The sequence below is a fragment of the Levilactobacillus parabrevis ATCC 53295 genome, assembly GCF_001434055.1.
Lineage (GTDB): Bacteria > Bacillota > Bacilli > Lactobacillales > Lactobacillaceae > Levilactobacillus > Levilactobacillus parabrevis.
In genome coordinates this window covers 1-21438 of sequence record NZ_AZCZ01000032.1, presented here as the reverse complement: position 1 = coordinate 21438, position 21438 = coordinate 1, and the positions used below count along the sequence as shown (strand labels likewise).

General features: G+C 50.2%; 17 protein-coding genes and 5 tRNA genes. 1 reads left to right on the top strand and 21 read right to left on the bottom strand.

Going from position 1 to position 21438, the window contains the following annotated elements:
- Window positions 1-570: 570 nt before the first annotated feature.
- From FD07_RS08980 to FD07_RS08950, 7 genes are all read right to left on the bottom strand, one after another.
- Window positions 571-655, bottom strand: a tRNA-Leu gene (locus FD07_RS08980).
- Window positions 656-736: 81 nt separating this feature from the next.
- Complete coding sequence (gene thrB / locus FD07_RS08975; protein ID WP_020089940.1) at window positions 737-1618, bottom strand: homoserine kinase; 882 nt, start codon at window positions 1616-1618, stop codon at window positions 737-739.
- 20 nt (window positions 1619-1638) lie between these two features.
- Complete coding sequence (locus tag FD07_RS08970) at window positions 1639-2118, bottom strand: SprT family protein (RefSeq protein WP_027826011.1); 480 nt, start codon at window positions 2116-2118, stop codon at window positions 1639-1641.
- The gene (locus tag FD07_RS08965; RefSeq protein WP_020089942.1) at window positions 2111-4306 is read right to left on the bottom strand and encodes a Tex family protein; all 2196 of its coding nucleotides are present in this window, start codon (window positions 4304-4306) and stop codon (window positions 2111-2113) included. The genes FD07_RS08970 and FD07_RS08965 overlap by 8 nt, the downstream gene beginning before the upstream one ends.
- Before the next feature lie 174 nt (window positions 4307-4480).
- A complete protein-coding gene (locus FD07_RS08960; RefSeq protein WP_020089943.1) occupies window positions 4481-4915 on the bottom strand; it encodes a hypothetical protein in 435 nt (144 codons plus the stop codon).
- Window positions 4916-4925: 10 nt separating this feature from the next.
- The gene (gene nadE / locus FD07_RS08955; protein WP_020089944.1) at window positions 4926-5756 is read right to left on the bottom strand and encodes an ammonia-dependent NAD(+) synthetase; all 831 of its coding nucleotides are present in this window, start codon (window positions 5754-5756) and stop codon (window positions 4926-4928) included.
- Window positions 5757-5846: 90 nt separating this feature from the next.
- Window positions 5847-7313, bottom strand: coding sequence for a nicotinate phosphoribosyltransferase (locus FD07_RS08950; protein WP_020089945.1), 1467 nt, complete (start codon window positions 7311-7313; stop codon window positions 5847-5849).
- 153 nt (window positions 7314-7466) lie between these two features.
- On the opposite strand from FD07_RS08950, the gene FD07_RS08945 reads away from it, so the two are divergent.
- Window positions 7467-8204 (top strand): WecB/TagA/CpsF family glycosyltransferase, encoded by a 738-nt coding sequence (locus FD07_RS08945; protein WP_020089946.1) that lies wholly within the window; start codon window positions 7467-7469, stop codon window positions 8202-8204.
- A gap of 75 nt (window positions 8205-8279) precedes the next feature.
- Here FD07_RS08945 and FD07_RS08940 read toward each other — a convergent pair whose 3' ends face one another.
- From FD07_RS08940 to FD07_RS08875, 14 genes are all read right to left on the bottom strand, one after another.
- The gene (locus FD07_RS08940; protein WP_020089947.1) at window positions 8280-8465 is read right to left on the bottom strand and encodes a DUF6440 family protein; all 186 of its coding nucleotides are present in this window, start codon (window positions 8463-8465) and stop codon (window positions 8280-8282) included.
- A 57-nt stretch (window positions 8466-8522) separates the two neighbouring features.
- Entirely contained in the window at window positions 8523-9224 is a 702-nt protein-coding gene (locus FD07_RS08935) for a GntR family transcriptional regulator (RefSeq protein WP_020089948.1), read from the bottom strand.
- Window positions 9225-9260: 36 nt separating this feature from the next.
- On the bottom strand, window positions 9261-10403 hold the full coding sequence (gene nagA / locus FD07_RS08930; RefSeq protein ID WP_020089949.1) for an N-acetylglucosamine-6-phosphate deacetylase: 1143 nt from the start codon (window positions 10401-10403) through the stop codon (window positions 9261-9263).
- Window positions 10404-10929: 526 nt separating this feature from the next.
- A complete protein-coding gene (proC, locus tag FD07_RS08925; protein ID WP_020089950.1) occupies window positions 10930-11730 on the bottom strand; it encodes a pyrroline-5-carboxylate reductase in 801 nt (266 codons plus the stop codon).
- 12 nt (window positions 11731-11742) lie between these two features.
- Complete coding sequence (locus tag FD07_RS08920; RefSeq protein ID WP_020089951.1) at window positions 11743-13683, bottom strand: S9 family peptidase; 1941 nt, start codon at window positions 13681-13683, stop codon at window positions 11743-11745.
- Window positions 13684-14007: 324 nt separating this feature from the next.
- A complete protein-coding gene (locus tag FD07_RS08915) occupies window positions 14008-16368 on the bottom strand; it encodes a leucine-rich repeat protein (RefSeq protein ID WP_020089952.1) in 2361 nt (786 codons plus the stop codon).
- Between the two features lie 730 nt (window positions 16369-17098).
- Window positions 17099-17170, bottom strand: a tRNA-Gln gene (locus FD07_RS08910).
- A gap of 10 nt (window positions 17171-17180) precedes the next feature.
- A tRNA-Tyr gene (locus FD07_RS08905) sits at window positions 17181-17263 on the bottom strand.
- An 84-nt stretch (window positions 17264-17347) separates the two neighbouring features.
- Window positions 17348-18163 carry a metallophosphoesterase gene (locus tag FD07_RS08900; RefSeq protein ID WP_020089953.1) on the bottom strand — a complete coding sequence of 272 codons (816 nt, stop codon included), beginning with the start codon at window positions 18161-18163 and terminating at the stop codon, window positions 17348-17350.
- Between the two features lie 223 nt (window positions 18164-18386).
- Window positions 18387-19868 carry a peptide MFS transporter gene (locus FD07_RS08895; protein WP_020089954.1) on the bottom strand — a complete coding sequence of 494 codons (1482 nt, stop codon included), beginning with the start codon at window positions 19866-19868 and terminating at the stop codon, window positions 18387-18389.
- A gap of 404 nt (window positions 19869-20272) precedes the next feature.
- The gene (locus FD07_RS08890; RefSeq protein ID WP_033388929.1) at window positions 20273-20563 is read right to left on the bottom strand and encodes a PTS lactose/cellobiose transporter subunit IIA; all 291 of its coding nucleotides are present in this window, start codon (window positions 20561-20563) and stop codon (window positions 20273-20275) included.
- Between the two features lies 1 nt (window position 20564).
- On the bottom strand, window positions 20565-20897 hold the full coding sequence (locus tag FD07_RS08885) for a PTS sugar transporter subunit IIB (RefSeq protein WP_020089956.1): 333 nt from the start codon (window positions 20895-20897) through the stop codon (window positions 20565-20567).
- Window positions 20898-21236: 339 nt separating this feature from the next.
- Window positions 21237-21309 (bottom strand) — tRNA-Thr (locus FD07_RS08880).
- 29 nt (window positions 21310-21338) lie between these two features.
- Window positions 21339-21411 (bottom strand) — tRNA-Asn (locus FD07_RS08875).
- Window positions 21412-21438: the final 27 nt, after the last annotated feature.

Genomic DNA, 21438 nt, shown 5'->3' with positions numbered 1-21438 from the left:
TGCTCGATTAGTTTTCAATAATACGCCCTTCTTAATGATTTTTGAAGACCCATTTCACCTGAAAACGATTGCGTAGCGAAAATGTTATCTGTTTGTCATTTAACGGGCACATTAGTCCTTGATTTCGAGTTCTACCGACCTATTTTAAGCAGATTATTCATAACTTCAAGTGCCTTTACATAATCTTTACTGAAAACAGGTTTAATCAGCATCTAGCACCATTATGCTAACAAAACTGGTATTCATGAGATGCGCCTGTTTTCATAAATAAACGGCTATCTGACTTATTTATGAAAATTTCACCAATTGCTAAGCAAAAACAAGCTGTCGTATGAAGCTCTCCGATATCTTCTAAATTAACTGGCCTTTCTTCCACAATAGGCTTACACCACTAGTCTGTTCCAAGCAATCGACGGTATAAAGCTCTCATGCTCTAGTAGCTTCCCATTTTTTCAAAACGTCCAAAACACTGGTTAACCTAAATCCACTTGTCCAATAAGCCTTACCACATTTCGGATCAACAAAAAAGACACTAACCAGATAAACTGATCAGTGCCTCTATAATCATTATGCGGCCAAGAAGATTCGAACTTCCACCCGGATTACCCGGACAAGATCCTTAATCTTGCGCGTCTGCCAATTCCGCCATGGCCGCATTAACTCACAAGAAATAGTATACCAAATGATTCGGGCAGTGACAATATTTTTTTGCAAGTTAATTCAAAAAAATTTAAAATTATGCATCCGTTAGGACAGTTGCACCGTCTTGATCGAGCTCAAGAATGCGCAGACTACCTGGCAAATCAGCGTTTGCAAGCTTAGTCCGCAATAAAGTCAATTGTGCTGAAGTTCCGAACGTCACAACGGTTGGACCAGCTCCACTCAGATAGGTCCCGACAATGCCAAGTTCATGAGCGGCCTCGCGAATTTGATTCAGTTCAGGAACGAGCTGTGACCGCGCCTGTTCGTGGAATTCATCCTGTTCAATCAGCTTTGTTGCCAATTCCCAGTCTTCCTTTAACAGGGCAGCCACCAAGACGTTCGCCACACTGCTGGCATGAACCGCTGTATCGAAGGACACTTGCTTGGGCAACGCCTTACGACTCTTCTGAGCCAACAACTTCTGTCCTGGGATAAAGACCAACGCTTGTAAATCGGGCAACGGCAATTTGATGGCATCGGCAACGCCATCATTGACCGTTGCAACAGCCGCTTGTCCCATCAGAGCCGGGGCCACGTTGTCCAATTCACCACCGAGCTTAACCGCCCAGTTCAATTGATCTGGAATCGTCAGGTCCATCTCGCCCAATTCATTGGCAATCTTAATGCCAGCAATCACAGCACTCGTGGAACTACCCAATCCACGGGATACTGGAATATCGGACATTACCGTCAGCTGGTGCGGCTGCAACTTCGGGTTCACCTTCAGCGCTGTCTGCACCATCAGGTTGTTTTCATCACGGGGAATACTGGTACCCAATGCATGGTTGACCCGCCATTTTTCCGTCTTTTCTTCAATAATAACCGTTAAGTACAGATGCAGCGCAGCACCAATGGAATCAATGCCAGGACCCATGTTCGCCGACGTTGCTGGTACTCGAATAATTGTTTTTCCCATAATTCACTGACCTCCTAATTTTAACGCGGACGTTGCACCGCCACGACCGTCTTCTGCCAAACTAGCCGACCGTGGCATCGTCCACACACCATCTTCGAAACATCAATGCGTCGCGCGCGGTAATACTTCTGCCCACAGTGCTGACACACGTATAGTTGCCAACGACGCGGCTTCGGTTGCGCTTGCTTCGGCGCTGGCGCAAATCGTAAGCCCCCTACCTGTTGGAGTAATTCTCGAAATGCGCGCGTCCGATGTTGCCCGGATTGCCCCGCCAAGTGTAGGTGGTAATGGCAAAGCTCATGCTTAATGATTCCCACTAACGTCGCTTCGCCGTAGTCCGTTAGCATTTTGGGATTGATCTCAATACTGTGATCCTTGAGCTGGTAACGCCCTCCTGTTGTTCGCAGTCGGGCATTGAACCAGGCGCGGTGTCGAAATGGCTTGCCAAAGCTCTCTAGTGAAATTCGTTCCACCAACTGCTGCAGTTCCTGATTAGTCATGACCATCAGTCCGCATCGTCAGCTGAATTCGTTGTCGATTCTCATCAACGGTCAACACCCAAACCGTCACGACATCCCCAATCGTCACTTCCACACTCGGGTCACTGACGTAGTGATCCGCTAACTGGGAAATGTGAACCAGACCGTCTTGTTTCACACCGATATCAACGAACGCACCAAAGTCGACCACGTTGCGGACGGTCCCTTGTAGTTCCATCCCAGGCTTTAAATCAGCCATCGTTAACACATCTTGTCGCAACAGGGGCGCCGGCATCGTATCCCGCAGATCTCGTCCTGGCTTACTCAGCCCGGCGATGATATCGGCTAAGGTTTCACGACCCACACCCAACTCCGCTGCCCACTTATCCTGGTTCAACTGAGCTAACTCCTGCTGCAGTTTGGGTGTACCAATCGCTGCTCTCTCAGCGGTCAACCCCTGTAATAACTGGCGCGTCGCCGAATAACTTTCAGGATGAATATCCGTATTGTCCAGGGGGTCCTGACCGCCAATGATGCGAAGGAACCCAACCGATTGTTGATAAGCCTTGGGCCCAAGGCGGGGAACTTTCTGCAGTTCTTTACGGCTGGCAAAGGCCCCGTTATCGTTACGATACGTCACAATGTTTTGTGCCGTCGTCGCCGTCAACCCAGAGATATGGGTAAGTAATTCCGGACTCGCCGTATTCACGTTGACCCCTACCTGGTTGACCGCCGTTTCCACGATGCGATCCAACTGTTCATCTAAAGCTTTCTCGGGCACATCGTGTTGATATTGTCCTACGCCAACTGCCTTCGGATCAATTTTGACCAACTCGGCTAAGGGGTCCTGCAACCGCCGGCCAATGCTGACAGCCGACCGTTCCTCAACGTGGAGATCTGAGAACTCAGCCCGGGCATTCGCACTCGCCGAGTAGACCGACGCCCCCGCCTCGTTGACCAACACATAATAGACTGGATGATCCAACGTCTTTAAAATATCGCTGACGAACTCTTCGGATTCCCGACTCGCCGTTCCATTACCAATGGCAATCATTTCGACGTGATACTGCTCTAATAATTGCTTAAAGGCTGGTCCCGCTGCCGCGCGTTGCTTACCACTGGCAGGCTTATGCGGGTAAATCACCTGCTTAGTCAGGAACCGGCCGTTGGCGTCCATGATGGCCAACTTGCAGCCCGTCCGGTATGCCGGGTCAAAGCCCATCACGACCTTCCCCTTCAGTGGCGCTTGCATCAACAAGTGATACAAGTTATTGCCAAAGACCTGAATGGCGTGCTCATCAGCTCGATCGGTCAACTGCCGCCGCAATTCCCGCTCAATCGCTGGCCCTAAGAATCGCTTGTAGGCATCCGCAAAGGCCGCTTCAATCTTGGCCACCGCCGGACCCTTGTGCTGGCCGACTAAACGAAAATGTCCATACTGTAGAATTGACGTGGCATCAATATCGATTCCCACGGACAGAATCTTTTCCCGTTCACCACGGTTAATCGCCAAAACCCGGTACGGTGGCAACTGATTCAGGCGCTGGTTAAACTCGTAATAGGTCGCGTAAACCTGCTGCTCATCACGATCCTTTGCACCGCGCCGTAGTTTGCTGGTCAATTCACCATGTTGCCACGTGTAATGCCGAATCCATTCTCGAAAAGCCGCCTGTTCACTAAATGTCTCCGCTAAGATCTCGTGAACCCCGTCCCAGACAGCCGCGAGATCCGGTAAATCTTGCTCCGGCTTCACGTACTGCCGGGCCCGCGCATCCAAGTTCTCCTGTGGAAAGGTCAACAGCCACTCTGCCAACGGCTTTAGCCCATGCTGCGCCGCAATCGTTGCCTTAGTCTGCCGTTTTTTCTTATAGGGTAAGTACAAATCCTCGACCTGCTGCAAGGTCGTCGCGTGCTCTAAATTCTGCTTGAGCTGTGGCGTCAAAGCCTGCTGGTCAGCAATTGTCTTCAACACATCTTGCCGCCGCTTATTTAATTTAGATAAACGGTTCGCTTCGTCTTCAATCTCTCGAATGGCGACTTCGTCCAACGAGCCGGTCCGTTCCTTTCGATAACGTGCGATGAACGGTACCGTATTTCCCTCATCCATGAGGGTCAGGACCGCCTGAATCTGCTGCACTCGGTACTGGCTTAGTTGCTGGTGAACTGGCCGTGCCAAGGCGCTGAGCTGTTCTTCATTCTCTCTTGCCATGCAAACCCTCCGTCATTGTAATCATACCTGCATTATACCATGGTTAGCAGGAACACCGGCTGACTTACGGTCAAAATTTGCCGGCCCTCGCTTACTAGAATCCCACCACCACAACGGTCTTATCCCCCATGCGAACAAAAAGGATGCCGCTCGAAATGAGTGACATCCTTCGTCTTACATGGAACTGGTCATAATCCGTTGCGTGGCAGCGGTAACCTTTTCCATGGCATTTTCTTGTGTCTTTTCAGATTGATTGAAGGCGTCAACATCTACCGTTTGGGCTTCCACGTTGATGCTATCGGTCATTGCTTGGCAAGCGTCCGTGTAAACGCGGAACGCTGCCACCAATGACTTGTGCTTACCCAGAATCCGTACCGGTGCGCTGGCCTGTTCGAGCTTGTTCAGCTTGTCCTCGTAGCCATCGGTTCCCCGTTGGAAGTTGTCGACAATCTTTTGCAAGTCCACTTGGGAAAGGTCACTGACCGTATCGTTGTCGATAGCTGCCCGAACCTTTTCAAAGTCGCTATTCATTTCGCCAGCTTCATCTTCGGTTCCTTGAAGCACCTTACTTAAAACGTTGATGTATCCACTCATATTACTCTTGCGCATCACTAATCACCTAGTCTTTCCAAAAAGTATCGTAAATGTTCACCGGTAAGTGCCGCTTGTGCGCGGTCTTCCGGTACCAACCTTCAATCTTTTCAGCCGCCTGGTCACTCACATCGCGGCCTTCAAGGTAGTCGTCGATATCCGCATACCGGACACCCAATGCCACCTCATCGGGCAATGCTGGTCGATCATCTTCCAAGTCAGCCGTTGGCACCTTCTTGTAGAGGTTTTCGGGTGCCCCCAGGTAAGCCAACATAGACGCTCCCTGACGCTTATCCAACCGCCAAAGGGGACAAATATCCGCCGCACCGTCACCAAATTTCGTGTAGAACCCGGTAATGGCTTCGGCTGCGTGGTCGGTTCCGACCACAGCCCCGGCGTGGGCCCCGGCGATGGCATACTGCGCGATCATCCGTTGCCGTGCCTTGATATTTCCCTTATTGAAGTCACTCACGGTATTGTGGTTCGCCGTCACTGCGGCCTCCATGGCGTCCGCTGCGTCCTTGATATTGACCCGCTGCGTCTCGTCAGCACCCATGACATCGATGGCCATCATGGCATCGTCCTCATCGGCCTGTTCGCCATAAGGTAACCGTACCGCAATAAACTTATAACTGCTGTCATTGGTTTCCTGACGCAATTCCGTCACGGCTTGTTCACACAGAATTCCCGCCAACGTTGAATCTTGCCCGCCGGAAATTCCGAGAACTAACGTCTTTAAAAAGTCATAGCGTTTCAGATACGCCTTTAGGAAGTCGACACTACGCCGAATCTCCTTGGCCGGATCAATGGTGGGTTGAACCTTCAACGCTTCAATAATCTCTTTTTGCATTGCTCGCATGTTGCTTGCCCCCTAATTAAATCAGGCCACGATGCCCAGCCGCAATAATTGCGTCCTTAAATGCTGGGTACCGCGACCCGTAATACGTGATTATTCAGGCATCTTTTGCACGTAGGTGTGAATTTTCTTGATAATGGCCATCTTGTGATCCCAGCAATCTTGGGAAAGGTCAACGGGATACTTCTGTGGATTCAAGTCTCGTTTGTACTCTGGCCAAAGATTGGCCAAGGCCCCCCGACAACGATCACGGATTGCTGACAACGCTGGCAACTTGTAGGTCAGCTTGCCATCTTCAAAGATCGACTGAAGAATTGGCCGTGCATTAAAGTCATTAACCGTCTTATTGATATAGGTAAAGCTAGGATGGAACATGAAAATCGTTTCCTCGCTACGCGGATCTTCATCCGCCAAGGTTACGTAGTCCCCTTCAGTCTTCCCATCGGCACGCTTGGTGATTCGCCAAACCTGCTTCTTACCTGGCGTTGTCACCTTTTCGGCGTTGTTGGACAGCTTAATCGTGCCTTTCATCTTACCGGCATCATCAGCAATGGCCACCATCTTGTAGACGGCTCCCAGTGCTGGTTGGTCAAAGGCGGTGATCAGCTTCGTTCCAATCCCCCAGACATCAATCTTAGCATCCTGCATCTTGAGACTTTGAATCGTTTTTTCATCGAGGTCATTGGACGCAAATATTTTAGCGTTGGGGAAACCGGCCTCGTCTAATTTTTGACGCACCCGCTTGGACAGGTAAGCCATATCTCCGGAGTCGATCCGCACACCTTGGAAATTAATCTTGTCGCCAAGTTCCTTGGCAACTTTAATCGCATTCGGCACCCCACTGCGCAACGTATCATAGGTGTCAACCAAGAAGACACAGTCGTGATGGGTCTGGGCGTAAGCCATAAAGGCATCGTAATCGTTGCCGTAAGTCTGCACGAGCGCATGAGCGTGGGTCCCACTGATTGGAATTCCAAAAATCTTGCCGGCCCGCACGTTAGAGGTCGCGTCAAAACCACCAATATAGGCAGCTCGCGTCCCCCAGATAGCGGCGTCAAATTCCTGCGCCCGCCGCGTTCCGAATTCCATCAACGCGTCGTCACCAGCCACGGAACGAATCCGGGCGGCCTTCGTGGCAATCAATGTTTGGTAATTCACAATATTAAGAATGGCCGTTTCCACTAACTGGCAGTCAGCCAGGGGCCCTTCCACCTGTAAGATTGGTTCGTGAGCGTAGACCAGTTCGCCTTCAACGGCGGAACGGATTGAGCCTCGGAATTTAAAATTAGCAAGATAGTCCAGAAAATCTTCTGGATATTCTTCAGCTTCTCGTAAATATTCAATGTCCGCTTGGGAAAAGTGCAGATTTTGGATATAATTAACGATGTGCTCCAAACCAGCAAACACGGCATAACCGTTATGAAACGGCATGTCACGGAAAAACACTTCAAAAACAGCGTGTCTGTCGGCAATCCCTTGTTGATAATACGTCTGAATCATATTGATCTGGTAGGCATCCGTGTGCAGAGTCAAACTGTCGTCAGGATACAAATTCGTCATAATGAGCTACTCCCTTAGCTAGTTTTCAAGCTGGACTGTTTCATATTTTAATCTAATAGACTTATTTTAGCATGAATCACACAGAGCGTCATACTATTTAGTACGGTCGCGCCGGCTTTATTCGTTGGCATGACCATCTCGAAAGGAGACCCCATGCAACCTTCATTTTCTACCGTAACGGTGCTCGACTTACCCTTCGTCAAGACCACCGCTGCTAACTTCCAACAAACTATTCAACAGCGCATCATCGCGCAACAAAATACCTTCGTGGTGACCGCTAATCCAGAAATCGTGATGTACGCCCACCACAATCCCGCCTACAAGCAACTCGTTCAGTCCGCCGACTTTATTACACCGGACGGCATCGGGATTCTCGATGGTGCTAAGATTCTGAAGCAACCTTTGCCCGAACGAATCACCGGCTTCGACACCCTGATCAGGTTGCTTCAGTGGGCCAGCGACAATCACCGCTCGGCCTACTTTGTCGGAGCCAAGCCCGAAGTCATCGCCGCTTTAAAACAAAAGCTACCGCGCGACTATCCTGGGCTGATCATCGCCGGAATTCACGATGGCTACTTCAAGGACGATACGGCCATCATTGCCGATATTCAACGGACACAGCCTGATATGGTCTTCGCCGCTCTTGGCTTCCCGAAACAAGAAGAATTCGTGGCTACCCATCGTCACACGACCAAAGGCCTGTGGATGGGCGTTGGCGGGAGCTTCGACGTGCTTGCTGGCGCTGTCGATCGGGCACCAAAATTCTGGCAAGACCATCACTTGGAATGGTTCTACCGCACGGTTAAGGAACCCAAACGCTTGAAGCGTATCGCCGTGATTCCCCACTACCTACACCTGGTTCGGCAACAGGCCAAACGTCAGCGTTCGTAGACTACGGTTCTCATCAATACTCAGTTTCACTTTCATACGAAGGCATCGTCCCACTATGGATGGTGCCTTTTTTGATTACGTCAGGCTCTCCCGTTTCAACAGTGGCTTACCCTCCTTATCGACCAACACAGTTAAGCTACTGCCAATATAGTTAGAGGCCAACACGTATTGGACCCCCGTTTGCTTATCCGTCACGACGTCAAACGACACGCCACCGTCAGCCTTGGTAGGGGTGATTTCAAACCGTTGCTCCTTCTTCATTTCACACCATTTCCTTTTCAAAAAAGGAGCCGAACACACCGTCCAGCTCCCTCTAATTTATTTTTCAAGATAAAACTCGAACCGTTCGCCGACATACTGCGTCCGCACGTATTCAAATGGCGTCCCATCTTGCAGATAGGTCACCTGTCGCAACCGCAAAATGGCATCACCACGCTTGATCTTCAAGAACTCGGCGATCCGTTCGGAAGCGGACATGGCGGAGACCGTCTGTTGGGCCTTCCCCGGGTTTAGATTCTTCTTGTCTTCCAACGCCCGGTACAGGGAGCTGGTCACCTCTTGCTTGCTGAGGCCGTCCACCAAGTGTTCTGGTACCGTGGCCACTTCAAAACAAATCGGGACATCGTCTCCAAACCGAATCCGTTCCATCCGTAGTACCTGCTCGTCCTCATGCAGCTTCAGCTTCTCCGCCTCGCTGAGTGATGGACTCATCACGTGATACGAAATGGTCTTGCTGGCAGGTTGTTTACCTTGGGCCAACATCAGATCGGTAAAACTCGTGACCCCGGACATCTTTTCTTGAACCTTCTGATTGGCCACGTAGGTTCCGGACCCCACCTGACGCTCCAGAATCCCCTCATCAACCAGGGTCTGAATCGCCTGACGGAGCGTCATCCGACTCACATCAAAATCTCGAGACAGTTCTCGTTCGGACGGAATTCGGTCGCCAACCGCCCACTTTCCTGCCTCAATAGCGCGTTTAATGTCATTATGAATTTGAATATAAATCGGTGAGCTCACAGCACCTACGTCCCTTCTGAAAATACAACTAAATTTTTACTTGGATTCTTGACTGAACTTCCGCCCTAGACTGTAGGTCGTTTCCAGCTGTAAATCACGGGTGAAGAGGTTCAGGTCAGCATCGCGACCGGGAACTAACTTGCCCTTTTGCGTCAAGTTGAATTCTTCAGCTTGGTTGACCGAACTCATTTGCACGGCGTCATTCATATCACAACCGGTAAAGTCCATGATGTTTCTGAAGGCTTCGTCATACCGCAAGACGGAACCGGCTAAATTGCCGCTTTCCAACCGCGCTTGACGGTCTTTCACAATCACCTTTTGCCCGCCAAGTTCACTGACACCTTCTGGCATCCCCTTGGCACGCATGGAGTCGGTCACCAGTTCCAACCGGTGTGGCCCCTTTTGTTCATAAGCCAATTTTATCATATCCGGCACAATGTGGAAGCCATCGCAGATCAATTCGCAATACAAATTGTCTTCCAGCATGGCATGACCGGTCACACCAGGCTCTCTGTGACGCAAGCCTCGCTGTGCGTTGTACAAGTGGGTCACGTGGGTTGCCCGGCTCTCGAGGAGTTGTTCTCGCGTAGCGTTAGAATGGCCCACGGATGGCACAATTTTATTAGCCAAGCAGTAAGCTTCAAATGCCTTCGAACCTGGATCCTCTGGTGCATAGGTAATTAACTTGACCCGACCACCGGACAGCTTGTTCCAATGATCCAACAGGGAAACGTCGGGATCCTTAATGTACTTCTCCGGTTGTGCACCCTTGAAGATGGCCGCAATAAATGGGCCTTCCAAGTGGACCCCTTGAATCACCGGATTGTGCTGGGCTGCTTCCGCAATCCCCTGCATGGCATGATCGATGGCTTCATTTGACTGCGTCATCGTGGTGGGGAAAATCGACGTAATCCCTTCATGGACCATCAGATTGACCATCTTATCGATCTGTTCAGGGTCCCCATCCATACTATCATATCCATAACCACCGTGGCTATGAACATCGATAAAACCGGGCACAATCGTCCGGCCCGTAACCACGTGAATCTCATCGGCGGGCAGTGTCTGAAAATCAGCAACCGGCCCGACCGCTTCGATCTGTTGGTCAAAACGGATGTAACCATCGGGGATCACGTCGTCCCCGGTATAAATCTTAGCGTGCTTTAAGACAATACTCATGAGTCTCCTCCTCATCACATGACAACAACTAGTCTGGCATTAGTGTACCCCAGCTGGATATAACCAGCGCCTTGCCGGGTGGCGTCAATCAACCGGGACGCTGAGGGCGGGCGCCGGAAGCCTTAGTGCGGCCTTCCGGCTTGTCTTTGAACCTCATAGACCGAGTTTCAAAGACACCAATTATCTAAGCGGTAAACCGCTAAGATAATTCCCACAGCTGGGTTGATTGACGCCACCCTCACGGCTCATATGGAGACACCCTCCACACTAAAGCCGAAACGTTGCTCAGTCATACCTGCATCTCATTCATTAAAACTGACAAGTCACTTCTCGCCAAAATAATTATAGCTACCCTGCTAGAACCAACCAATGCCTACTTTTCATTGTAATCGGTATAGACCAAAAATGCAACTCACACGCGTAGATAATTTTCACAAATTTTTTCATAGTTAGGCCGCACTCGTGCCGCTTGTTTTCACGGGCTCTAAAACTTGGCCAGTGTTCCCATTAACAGTAGCGTCAGAAACTAGTCCGTTTCCCCGGCATCGCGTTTGATCGTCGCATCGATGCCCTTGACCACCGCCGTCATCAGGCCGGCTTCTTCCATCGCCAGCAACCCAGCAACCGTACTCCCACCTGGTGAGGAGACCTGGTCGATCAGTTCAAACGGAATCTTGTCGCTCTTCAGGACCATCTTAGCTGAACCCAACGTGGCCTGAGCCGCAATTGCTGTGGCTTGGGCCTTGGTCAGACCGTGCTTCACGCCGGCTCTGCTCAAGCTATCGATGAAGAAGTCAATGTAGGCCGGCGAACTCCCCGCCAGCGCACTGAAGACGCCGAATTGGTCCTCGGCTAACGTGGTCGTCGACCCAATCGTGTTAAACACCCGCAGTGCCGCCTTCAAACGGTCACCGGTCAGTACAGCGTTGGCGGCAACCGCCGTCATCCCCGCACCGACCTCAACGTTCACGTTGGGCAACGTCCGCAGCGTGGGAAGCCCCGCACCGGTAATCGCTGCTATGTCGGCCAATGATAGTCCGGCTACAATCGAGATCAACGTTTTATCGGCGGTCAGTTCATCCTTGATTTCTGCTAAGACTGCCGGGGCCACGTTCGGCGTCACTGCTAGCACGATTAAGTCACTAGCCGCAGCGACTGCCTGATTGCTCTTAGCCGCAACTAGGTCGTGCGCCTGGGCATACGGCAAATAGCTTTCCTCACGGTGACTGTGAACCACAATTTCTGCCGGTGCAAACGTCTTAGCGTTAAGCAACCCACCAATGATGGCTTGGGCCATACCGCCGACCCCAATAAATCCAATATTCATCTAGACTTCCTCCTATTGTAAATGGTCTTTGAACCACTGATTAATGCGTTTTAACCGTTCGATTCGTAAGTTGGGTAACCCGGAACGGGAGAGCTCGTGATTTGACTCGGGGAACAGGACCAGTTGGGTCTCGACTCCGGCTTCCTTGAGCCCCACATAGAATTCTTCTCCCTGTGTGGTTGGGCAGCGGAGGTCTGCTTCTCCGTGAAGCACCAGAATAGGCGTCGTTGCCTGCTTCACGTAGGCCAGCGGCGAGAACTTCCACAGTTCGTCGATTGCCGTCATATCCTGTTGAAGCTCCCAAGGTGTAAAGAAGTACCCAATATCACTCGTGCCGTAGAAACTGATCCAGTTGGAAATTGAGCGTTGTGTTACAGCAGCCGCAAACCGATCCGTATGCGTTTCAATCCAGTTGGTCATGAAACCACCGTACGAGCCACCGGTCACGCAGAGTTGTTTAGGATCGATGGTTGGATCCAAAGCCAAGGCGGCATCCGTTCCCAACATTAAGTCCTCGAAATCACCCTCACCGTAATGCGCAATCACAGCCGTCTCAAAGTCCTGACCGTAGCTATTGCCCCCGCGAGGATTGATGGCGATCACGCCATAACCTTCACCCGCTAAGTACTGTAACTCATGATAGAAGCCGTATCCAAAGTCAACCTGTGGTCCGCCATGGACGTAGAGGACCGCGGGATGGTGTGCTGCCGGCGTAACCGGTGGGAAGTACCAGCCCTCGATTGGCCAGTCCTGTGCACCCTTAAAAGTAAAACGTTGCCCATCAACCAGCGTATGGGTCGCCTCGTAGGTGGCATTGGGATTGACCAACTCGACCTCCAGTCCCGTCGTTAGGTCCAACTTTTTCAGGCGGCTGACACTGGTCATGGTCGTTTCGGTGAAGACTAACGTGTGGTCATTGACGACCGAGAAATCCGTAATGGCTCGGTTGCCATCCAACAGCGGCGTCACTTCCCAGGTGGTCAGTGATTGGCTGATCACACTCAGCCGACCGTGTTCATTTTCCACCGTCAGCAGCGTGTCGTCATCTCGCCAAGCCAGCCAGTGTCCGGACTGTCCCTGCTGGCTGTCGACCGCCAACATGTCACCGACCTCAACATCACGAGGAGCAGTCACGTCGGTCAAGTGTGTCGTCATCAAATCAACCACCCAAGCGTGGGACTGGGATACATTCATGATGTGATTATCCTGTCCCCACAGCGCAACGTGCCGGCCATCGGGACTCAGAACCCCTTTGCCGAAATCGCCCTGCGCCTGATCCTGATTCAATAGGCGATCGGTCCCGCCACCAAAGGCGTGCCAGTAGACTCCGGTACTGAAATCGTGCTCATCTTCGGGCAAACGCTCACGTGAATACACCAGTCCATTAGCATTCGCCGCCGTCACAGTGAAGTCAATCGACTGTGTTAACACGACGGATTGATCACCGGTGGCACACTCGTAGCGAATGCACTGTGTCGTCAGGTTCTCCGGTAAGACACCCGCACCGTTGGCCTTATACATCAACCGCGTGACCACTTTGACTTGGGGCAATTCACTGGGCTTAGGCGCTCCAACCGTTGTCTGAAAATACAACGTCTCTCCCTGTGCGGACCACACCGGGTTCGTGACATCGGTATCGCCGTGCGTAATCTGTTCGGGGGTGCCACCATCGACCGCAACCAGAAACATCTGCGAATGGTCGTTCACCCGTCCACTAAAGGCCAGGTAACGTCGGTCGGGGCTCAGTGCCAGCTGACTGACCGCCACACCATCCGGACTCCACTGCCGCTGATCATCGCCATCTTTAAGACTAACGCTATAAATGGTCGCTAACCCGGCATTCGCCTGCTGGTCTAGGTAACTTTCTAAGTAGTACACCCGTTTCCCATCACTCACTGGTTGTGCCAATGGACGCAAGGCAAACAGGTCTTCTGGTTGCACAGTTGTTGGCATCACAAGACCCCACTTTCTCAGTTCAAATTCCAAATGGTCTGGAGCAATTATTAGTTTGACTTTAGCGAAGTTCGACTGACTTGTCAATTATGACTGCTGTACCGGGCATCGTGCGAGGTACATTTCCAACAAATACTTTCCACCCTTACCCAATTCATCATTAAAACGAATCTTGCCGAAATTTCGCAAGTTGATGCGACTATATCGGCAATTTTTACATTAGTAGTAAGTAAGGGGCCATTTCATCCGCCGAAATGAAAACCAGGCAACAAAAAAGCAGGTAAGACTAAGCTTACCCGCTTTCGCTCGATTTCATTGCACGCGTTAATTTTGATGTTTACGGCGACCTAAACCTAACCAACCTAATCCCGCCAGTAGCACGATTCCCAACCACTGCCAGACTGATCGCTGGTCGTCCGTCTGAGGCAAGGTTGACGCCGTGACAGGCCTTACCTGGGTTGAATGTGAGTTCACGGATGAAGCCCGCTGCCCACCGCTTTCGGGTAACCGGGCTTTCCCCGCCATCGCTGTGGTCGGTATCCCATCTGGACCAGTCGCTGACTGGGCGAAAGACTCTCCGTTAGCTGAAGTTGGCATCCCCCACACCGTATTAGCTGACGCTGGTGTTGCCATGCCCGGTCGATCCGACCGCACGGCTAACGGCAGGACTTGAGTGGTCTGTTGGGGTGATTGCAAATGACTGGTTGTCGTAGTTTCCGTAACAGGTAAAGTTGCCGCTCCCTTTGGACCACTCTGCTGATCGCCAAGCTGGGGCATATTTCCTGTCGTTGGCATGTTCACATCACTCTCACCACTAATATCCAAGCTTTCGCCACCGCCAAAGTGACTGCCGCCCGTTGTCGGCGCAGCGAGTCGTGTATAAGTCACGTGGTCTTGCGTGGTGATTGTACCATCAGCATTGACGGTTGCCTTGACCGTAATCGGTTGGGCATCGTAGCCCTTAAGCTGGGGCACTGCGATGGTCACCGTGGCACCTATTTGCCCCGTGACATCGGCCACCCAGTTATCAAGCCAATCCTGCCCATCCTTGGTGCTTGGAATGTGCAGATCTGCCTTAACGATGATTGGCACCAGCTTCAAGACCAGCCCGTCCGTGCCATAGGTTCCCGTATCCGTGCTGACCGTCTTCAACTCTAACGCAATTGTTGCGTCATCGTAGTCCTGGGGTAGCGTCAAGGTGTCCTCATACTCGTTATAGTCCAAGCCATTCCCACCATAAATAAATTGTAGCCCGGCAAGGTCCAGGTTGGTCAATCCCAATTGTGCTTTGATTGCCACCCTAACACCTAAGGCCGCCGTGGTGGTCGTCTCCACACTAGCGGCCACCGAAGCTGACTGGTCACTAAAGGCCTCGTCCCCAATAGACGTTTTCACTGAGCCAGCCGCACGAATATGGCCAATCCGGTTGCCCGCGAAGACATAGTCGCCAATCGTTTCGAGCGAATCCCCGAGCTCTATCCCCGTTAACTGGTTATTCTGGAAAGCCGATTCTCCCACGCTGAGTAGTCCCATCGGTAGGCTTAAGGTTCCAGTCAAGTGATTATCCGCAAAGACCCCTGTCGTCAATCGCTTCATAGCAGCATTAAAAACAATTGACTGGATATCGTTATTTTTAAAGGCATAATCGCCTAATTGGGTTAGATTCGCTGGCAACACCAGCGTTCCTGCAATCTGATTATCGGCAAACGCCCCAGTACCCACCGTTACCAGATTGCTCCCTAAAGTAAGCTGCGTCAGCGAATTGTTCGCAAAAGCCCCTGCGGCAATGTTCGTCGCTTTCTCTGGAATCACCAAAGAAGTCAGCCGATTGCCCTTGAACGCATCCGTATTGATCTGAGCGACCTGATTTAGGTCAACATCGGTTAGTCGGTTGTTTGCAAAGGCATTCTCCCCGACTGACCACAGATTATTAGCCGGCGCAAAACTAAGCGAAGTAAGGGCGTTATTCGCAAAGGCCCCCGCTTCGATCCACTGTAAGTTACGACCAAGCGTGACCGCCGTCAACTTGTCGACAATCGACAAGTGATCATTGCTGGTGCCGTCATTGTTAAACGCATTGGCACCGACTGCAATGACGGATTTTCCCAGATACGTATCCGGAATAGTAATCGCCGTCGCGTATCCACCAACGGGGGCATCCCCATTGGCCTGTTGCCGTGCGGCACCGGTATAACCCGTGACTGTATAGTTGCCACTGGCATCTTGACTAAAAGTGAAGTCGGACTTCTCTTCTTTATCCGCAGTATCGCCATCAGCCGCCCCAACTGGCGTATCTTCTGGATCTGTCGGAGGCGTTACTGGAACATCGCCATCAGCTGGCGCCTCTTCAACTTTTTCATCGTCTGTTTTCTCGGAATCATCTTCCGTTCCATCATCTAATCCATCCATGTCAGCGTCTAACGCGTTATCCGGATCGTTGTTGTCGTTTCCTGACGTAGGATTCCCGTTGGTCAGATTATTCTTGTCCAACTGGACATCCCTTGCATCGTCACTTATATCCTTGCCATCAATTGCCTGAGAAGCTTCTTCCTGTACGTCCGCTTTAACTGGTGACGTGGTCAATGCCATGCCGGTGCCTAGTCCCACCAGCGCAATACCAGCATATAGCCAATAACGCTTCACTTTTTGCATTTTTAACGGTTGATGGGTCTCTTCGTTACGCATTATCAGCCACCGCTCCTTACTTTTTGTCGTCTATTTAAAATCGTTCAATAAAAAAACACAATATTCATCGTACCACGGTCAAAAATAAATGCCAGCGATTGTTAACTGCGAAGGGGATAAACCATTATGGCTATCGTAGGCTCGATGTGATAACTTGTTCAATATTAAAACCGTTTTCTGTGTACTAAATGTTAGTAAATGATGGAAAGCTCACTGAATCAGGCAATTGTTACACCACACTATCCGCATCGTGTGGTGAAAAAAGTTTTTTTATTTTTAACACATTATCAGGAACCTGACGACAAATTTTAAGCAAAAATATCGATTTCTATCCATCCTTATGAACCCGTTCCCTCAAAATTTGCCCCGATTTATTTCGTCACGCACAACTCACTTATGCAAAAAAACAGGGCTTATGAATTTTTCAGTCCTGTTCCGTACATCTATTCAATTCTCGTTTGAGTATTTCTTAGTCCTGAGGATTCTTCAGCTCAAAGTTGCCAGCCCTGCAGCACACCCTCATCGGTCCGTTTTACGGCCGTTACCTGTTGTGAGACTGGCATTAGCTGTTCTGCACACAGCTGATTGTTAAACGATGTCCCCTTCTGACTTTCCGCTGTCGGATCGGTCCCATTTCAGCGAAGGCCGCCGACTGAAAAACATTGTTGATAGAAGCTGTCAGTCAAAATTGGACACAAAAAAACCAGCCACACACAGTGACTGGTCTAAGTTGGGCTAGCTGGGTTCGAACCAGCGCATGACAGGATCAAAACCTGTTGCCTTACCACTTGGCTATAGCCCAATAATAAAAATGGTGGGGAGTGGATTCGAACCACCGAACCCGAAGGAGCGGATTTACAGTCCGCCGCGTTTAGCCAGACTTCGCTACCCCACCAAAACGTGAATCGCCGTAACGAATCAACGTTTATTATCATACAGAATTCTGCATAAATCGTCAAGCCTTTTCTAGAAAATATTTTTATTTTAATTCGAGGAACCGCAGCCGGTCGCGCCATTCCGTGAAATAATCGGTCTGTGACCACTCGTTGATCCGCTTGTTGTGATACCCCACAGCCTGATCATAGTAGGTTGTTTGCCCGAATTGCCGTGGCGCAAAGTGGCGATGAACGTGGCCGAACTGCACCACGTCAACGTGGTATCGGTCTAGCAATTCCCCCATCCGCGGACTCCCCAACATGGCATTCGCCATATTCCAGAAACGATCGTCGTCCGTATAGCGAATGTACGCCCGGTGGGGGACGAAATGCGTCATGAACAAGACACGTTTATGCTCAGCCTGAGCTTGTTCTAGCTGGCCTGTCACCGTTTCTAACACGTGATCCATCCGTTCCGGATCAGACTGTGGCTGTTCAATGGTGCCATCGACCCAAAAAGCCCGTTTCCAGGTTAAAAAGTCACGATTGACCAGGTTGTCTGCAAACTGGTAGTCGTACCAGCCATTATTGCCGATTATTCGCCAGTTAGTCCCACTCACGTCTAATTGTCCCTGATGGATGTAAGTCGGCGCTAAGGGGCTCTCAAGGGCCGCATACGTCACATCATGTAACATGTCGTGATTTCCAGCAATAAAGCGAACCTGGGCGGGCGCAATTAACCGCTGTAATCGCGTCACGTAGTCTAAGGATTGCGTGAAATGATTGGTAATGTCTCCGGCAACTAAATACAGGCCCACACCCTGTTGCATGAGATATCCGGCCTGCCGCGGCAAGAGTGCATCCACAGACTGCCGGTTGACATCGAAATGAAGATCACTGATTAACGCTACTTTGACCAAAAATATTGCTCCTCTCTCATTACTTCTATTGTAAGGCGATTCATGCTAGGAACCAGACGCCGTTAATCTCAGGGAGGACAGTCATGCCATTACGACTATCTCAACTCTCGTGGCGTCACTCTCAATATGATGCCGCAAGCCTGCTGGTGCATTGTTCGGTTCAGTAAGCCAAACAAAAAGTGCCACTCCATAACAGAGTAGCACTTTTACCGGTGGATATTGACTATTTAATACCGGCCATTAAATTCTTAATTGGTTTAACCAGTGCAAACATGATCAACCCAGCGGCGATAGCCACAATGGCCACACCCATGAAGTAGGCTGCTTGGTTTTCTGGCGTGTAAAGCTTAACGATCTGCGCGTTGACGGCTTGCCCAGCGGCATCGGCCAAGAACCACATACTCATCATTTGAGATTGGAAGGCCTTTGGTGCCAGCTTAGTCGTCACGGACAACCCAATTGGGGAGATCAGTAATTCGGCAATTTCAACAACTGCCCAGCTACCAACTAACCAGAGTGGACTGACTTTGGCATCCGTACCGAACAGAACAACGGGAATCACCATGATCAGGTATGATGCCCCAGCAAACAGCATCCCAGTTGCGAACTTAGCTGGTGAACTTGGTTGCTTCTTACCCCAACGGTTCCACATTGCAGCGAAGAATGGCGTGTAGATCAAGATGAACAGTGGGTTTAACATCTGGTACCAAGAAGGCAAGATGTGCAGGCCCAAGAAATGGTTGTTCGTCTGGTTAGCGGCGAACAAGGCCAGAACAGAAGACCCTTGTTCTTCAATTGCCCAGAAGATTGCGGCAGCGATGAAGAGACCTAAGTATGCCCAAACGTGCTTACGTTCAGTCGTCGTAACCTTCTTGCTCGTTAAGAAGATCGTGAAGTAAACGACTGGCGTGGCGATGGCCACGATAGAAAGTAAGAGAATGAAGTTGTTTAAGTTCAATGAGCCTAAGAGGAACATTAACAGAACAATTAAAGCAAAGGCAACGACACCAATGGCCGTGCGGACACCTAATTTCTTCATGTCGCCTGGTTCCAATGGGTCGGTTGGGTAAAGACTATCCTTACTCAAGTACTTCTTCCCACCGTACCAGTATTGGACTAATCCCAGGAACATCCCGATAGCGGCCAATGAGAACCCTAAATGGAAGTTGTAGGACATCCCTAACCAACCAACAAGCAGTGGCGCAACCAGGGAACCTAAGTTGATCCCGAAGACGAAGATGGTAAACCCGGAATCACGACGGGTATCCCCGGCGTCATACAGGCCACCAACCATTTCGGAAACGTTTGGCTTCAAGAGCCCAGTCCCCAAGACAATCAACAGAATGGAGATAAACAGCGCAATCCGACCAGCTGGCACAGACAGAGCGATATGACCAAACATGATGAGAATCCCACCGATGAAGACGGTCCGACGACTCCCCCATACCCGGTCACTCAGGTAACCCCCGAGGACGGATGACAGGTAAACCATCGATCCATAGATGGACATCACTGAGGCAGCAGTTGCTTGATCGAACCCCAGACCACCCTTGGAAATTGAGTAGTACATGTAGTAGATAAGGATGGCACGCATCCCGTAGTAACTGAACCGTTCCCACATTTCTGTGAAGAACAGCGTTGATAACCCCCGCGGTTGACCGAAGAAAGTTCGGTCTTGGGTGGTCGACTCTGGTTTGTTATTCAAAACGATAATACCTCCATTGCCTTTGTTAAAATGAATATTTCTTTATTTCACAATCTGATTCGCTAAATGCGATTGTGGCAGGGTCTCATAGACCTCTAATAAAACATAGTTGTAATTATACTTCATGAAGGCCCGTTACGCAACGGTTTTCGTTATAAAAGCGTCTCCATCCCCGCCCTCACGCGCAAAAAACAATGATGAAATTATTAGCTATCTCATGCAATCCTCTTATTTTTTATTCATTTCCATCGATCGGCGAATATTATTCCTTTAATGAATAAAATTGCGCTGATTATCCGACTTACAGGATATCTAAAAGTGCCGTTCACGTGCTCGCTCTCGATAAAGCAGTGCAAATCAAAAAGCCCGAGGCGACACGTCCCGGACTTGAGTACAGTTTGAAATTAGTGCCAGTCAGGACCGAGAGCTTCAAGGAGCTCATAGTTCCCCTGTACGGCCATTAAAGTATCCATCGCATGGTTGATGAGGATTGTAACGGGAAGGTCCTCAGCAGCTATTTTTGCCATCATCTGCGTTTGGACCTTATGGGCCGCTAGGAGTTGATCGTGACAAACCGATAACTCTAACGACTGATGCTGTTCACGAGCGGTTGCAATGGCACGATACAGGCTCTCCTTAGCAGTTCCTGCGGTGACCAACACCTGCATCGCCAGCTGTTCAATCGTGGGTGTCATGTTAGTAAGCGACAGTCACAGCTGCGGGGGCAAAGTTTAATTGATGACAAGCGTACTTAACCAACGCTTGGCTGTTCAACCAACCGTAAATGTCGTTGGGAATTGGTGCCGTTTGAACTTGATCACCGATCTTAGCCCGCATCTTGGCTTGATAAGCCACTTGTGGGGCCAAGAGAACTAAGTCTTGTTCAGCTAATAATTCAGGCGTTACTTCCATTAAACTCGTTGCACTGAAGTGTAAAGGTACACGTTGGGTCTCAGCAGTCCGCTTAGCTTCCCCTAAGAATAATTGACTTGAAATTCCTTGACCACATACTAACAATACGTTTTTCATGATGGCATCTCCTGTGCTTAATTGATACTTATAGAATAGCACTGATAGAGGTATACCACAATAGATAATCAGAAAAATCATTTATATTTTTATCGCTACAAATGCCCGTGTGTCAACACATCAGTGATATATACCAATTTAATTAGATTGCATATACCAATTTCCGTTTTCTGGGTAAGCGCTTCCATCATAATTCTATGAGTATTCACCCTTAATGGCGGGCATCACTATCAAGCCAGCGATACCTTATGGCCTCCCATCTCGGTTCAACCCCGGCCGGTCAGGTTTAACCGCAAACACAAAAAAAGCGATCAGTCCGTAGACTAATCACTTATCTGATGCCGGCTGAGGAATTCGAATCCCCGACCCTCGGTTTACGATACCGATGCTCTACCAGCTGAGCTAAGCCGGCATATCAACTGGTTAACCAGGTTAACCCGACTCCGGCAGGCGGGCTCGAACCGTCGACAACCTGATTAACAGTCAGGTGCTCTACCAACTGAGCTATGCCGGAATAATCGCGTGGCAACGTCCTATCCTC

Coding starts and splice junctions, on each gene's coding strand:
- thrB (WP_020089940.1), bottom strand. CDS start 1,618: ATGGGAAAAACAATTATTCGAGTACCAGCAACGTCGGCGAACATGGGT.
- FD07_RS08970 (WP_027826011.1), bottom strand. CDS start 2,118: ATGACTAATCAGGAACTGCAGCAGTTGGTGGAACGAATTTCACTAGAG.
- FD07_RS08965 (WP_020089942.1), bottom strand. CDS start 4,306: ATGGCAAGAGAGAATGAAGAACAGCTCAGCGCCTTGGCACGGCCAGTT.
- FD07_RS08960 (WP_020089943.1), bottom strand. CDS start 4,915: ATGCGCAAGAGTAATATGAGTGGATACATCAACGTTTTAAGTAAGGTG.
- nadE (WP_020089944.1), bottom strand. CDS start 5,756: ATGCGAGCAATGCAAAAAGAGATTATTGAAGCGTTGAAGGTTCAACCC.
- FD07_RS08950 (WP_020089945.1), bottom strand. CDS start 7,313: ATGACGAATTTGTATCCTGACGACAGTTTGACTCTGCACACGGATGCC.
- FD07_RS08945 (WP_020089946.1), top strand. CDS start 7,467: ATGCAACCTTCATTTTCTACCGTAACGGTGCTCGACTTACCCTTCGTC.
- FD07_RS08940 (WP_020089947.1), bottom strand. CDS start 8,465: ATGAAGAAGGAGCAACGGTTTGAAATCACCCCTACCAAGGCTGACGGT.
- nagA (WP_020089949.1), bottom strand. CDS start 10,403: ATGAGTATTGTCTTAAAGCACGCTAAGATTTATACCGGGGACGACGTG.
- proC (WP_020089950.1), bottom strand. CDS start 11,730: ATGAATATTGGATTTATTGGGGTCGGCGGTATGGCCCAAGCCATCATT.
- FD07_RS08920 (WP_020089951.1), bottom strand. CDS start 13,683: ATGCCAACAACTGTGCAACCAGAAGACCTGTTTGCCTTGCGTCCATTG.
- FD07_RS08915 (WP_020089952.1), bottom strand. CDS start 16,368: ATGCGTAACGAAGAGACCCATCAACCGTTAAAAATGCAAAAAGTGAAG.
- FD07_RS08890 (WP_033388929.1), bottom strand. CDS start 20,563: ATGACACCCACGATTGAACAGCTGGCGATGCAGGTGTTGGTCACCGCA.
- FD07_RS08885 (WP_020089956.1), bottom strand. CDS start 20,897: ATGAAAAACGTATTGTTAGTATGTGGTCAAGGAATTTCAAGTCAATTA.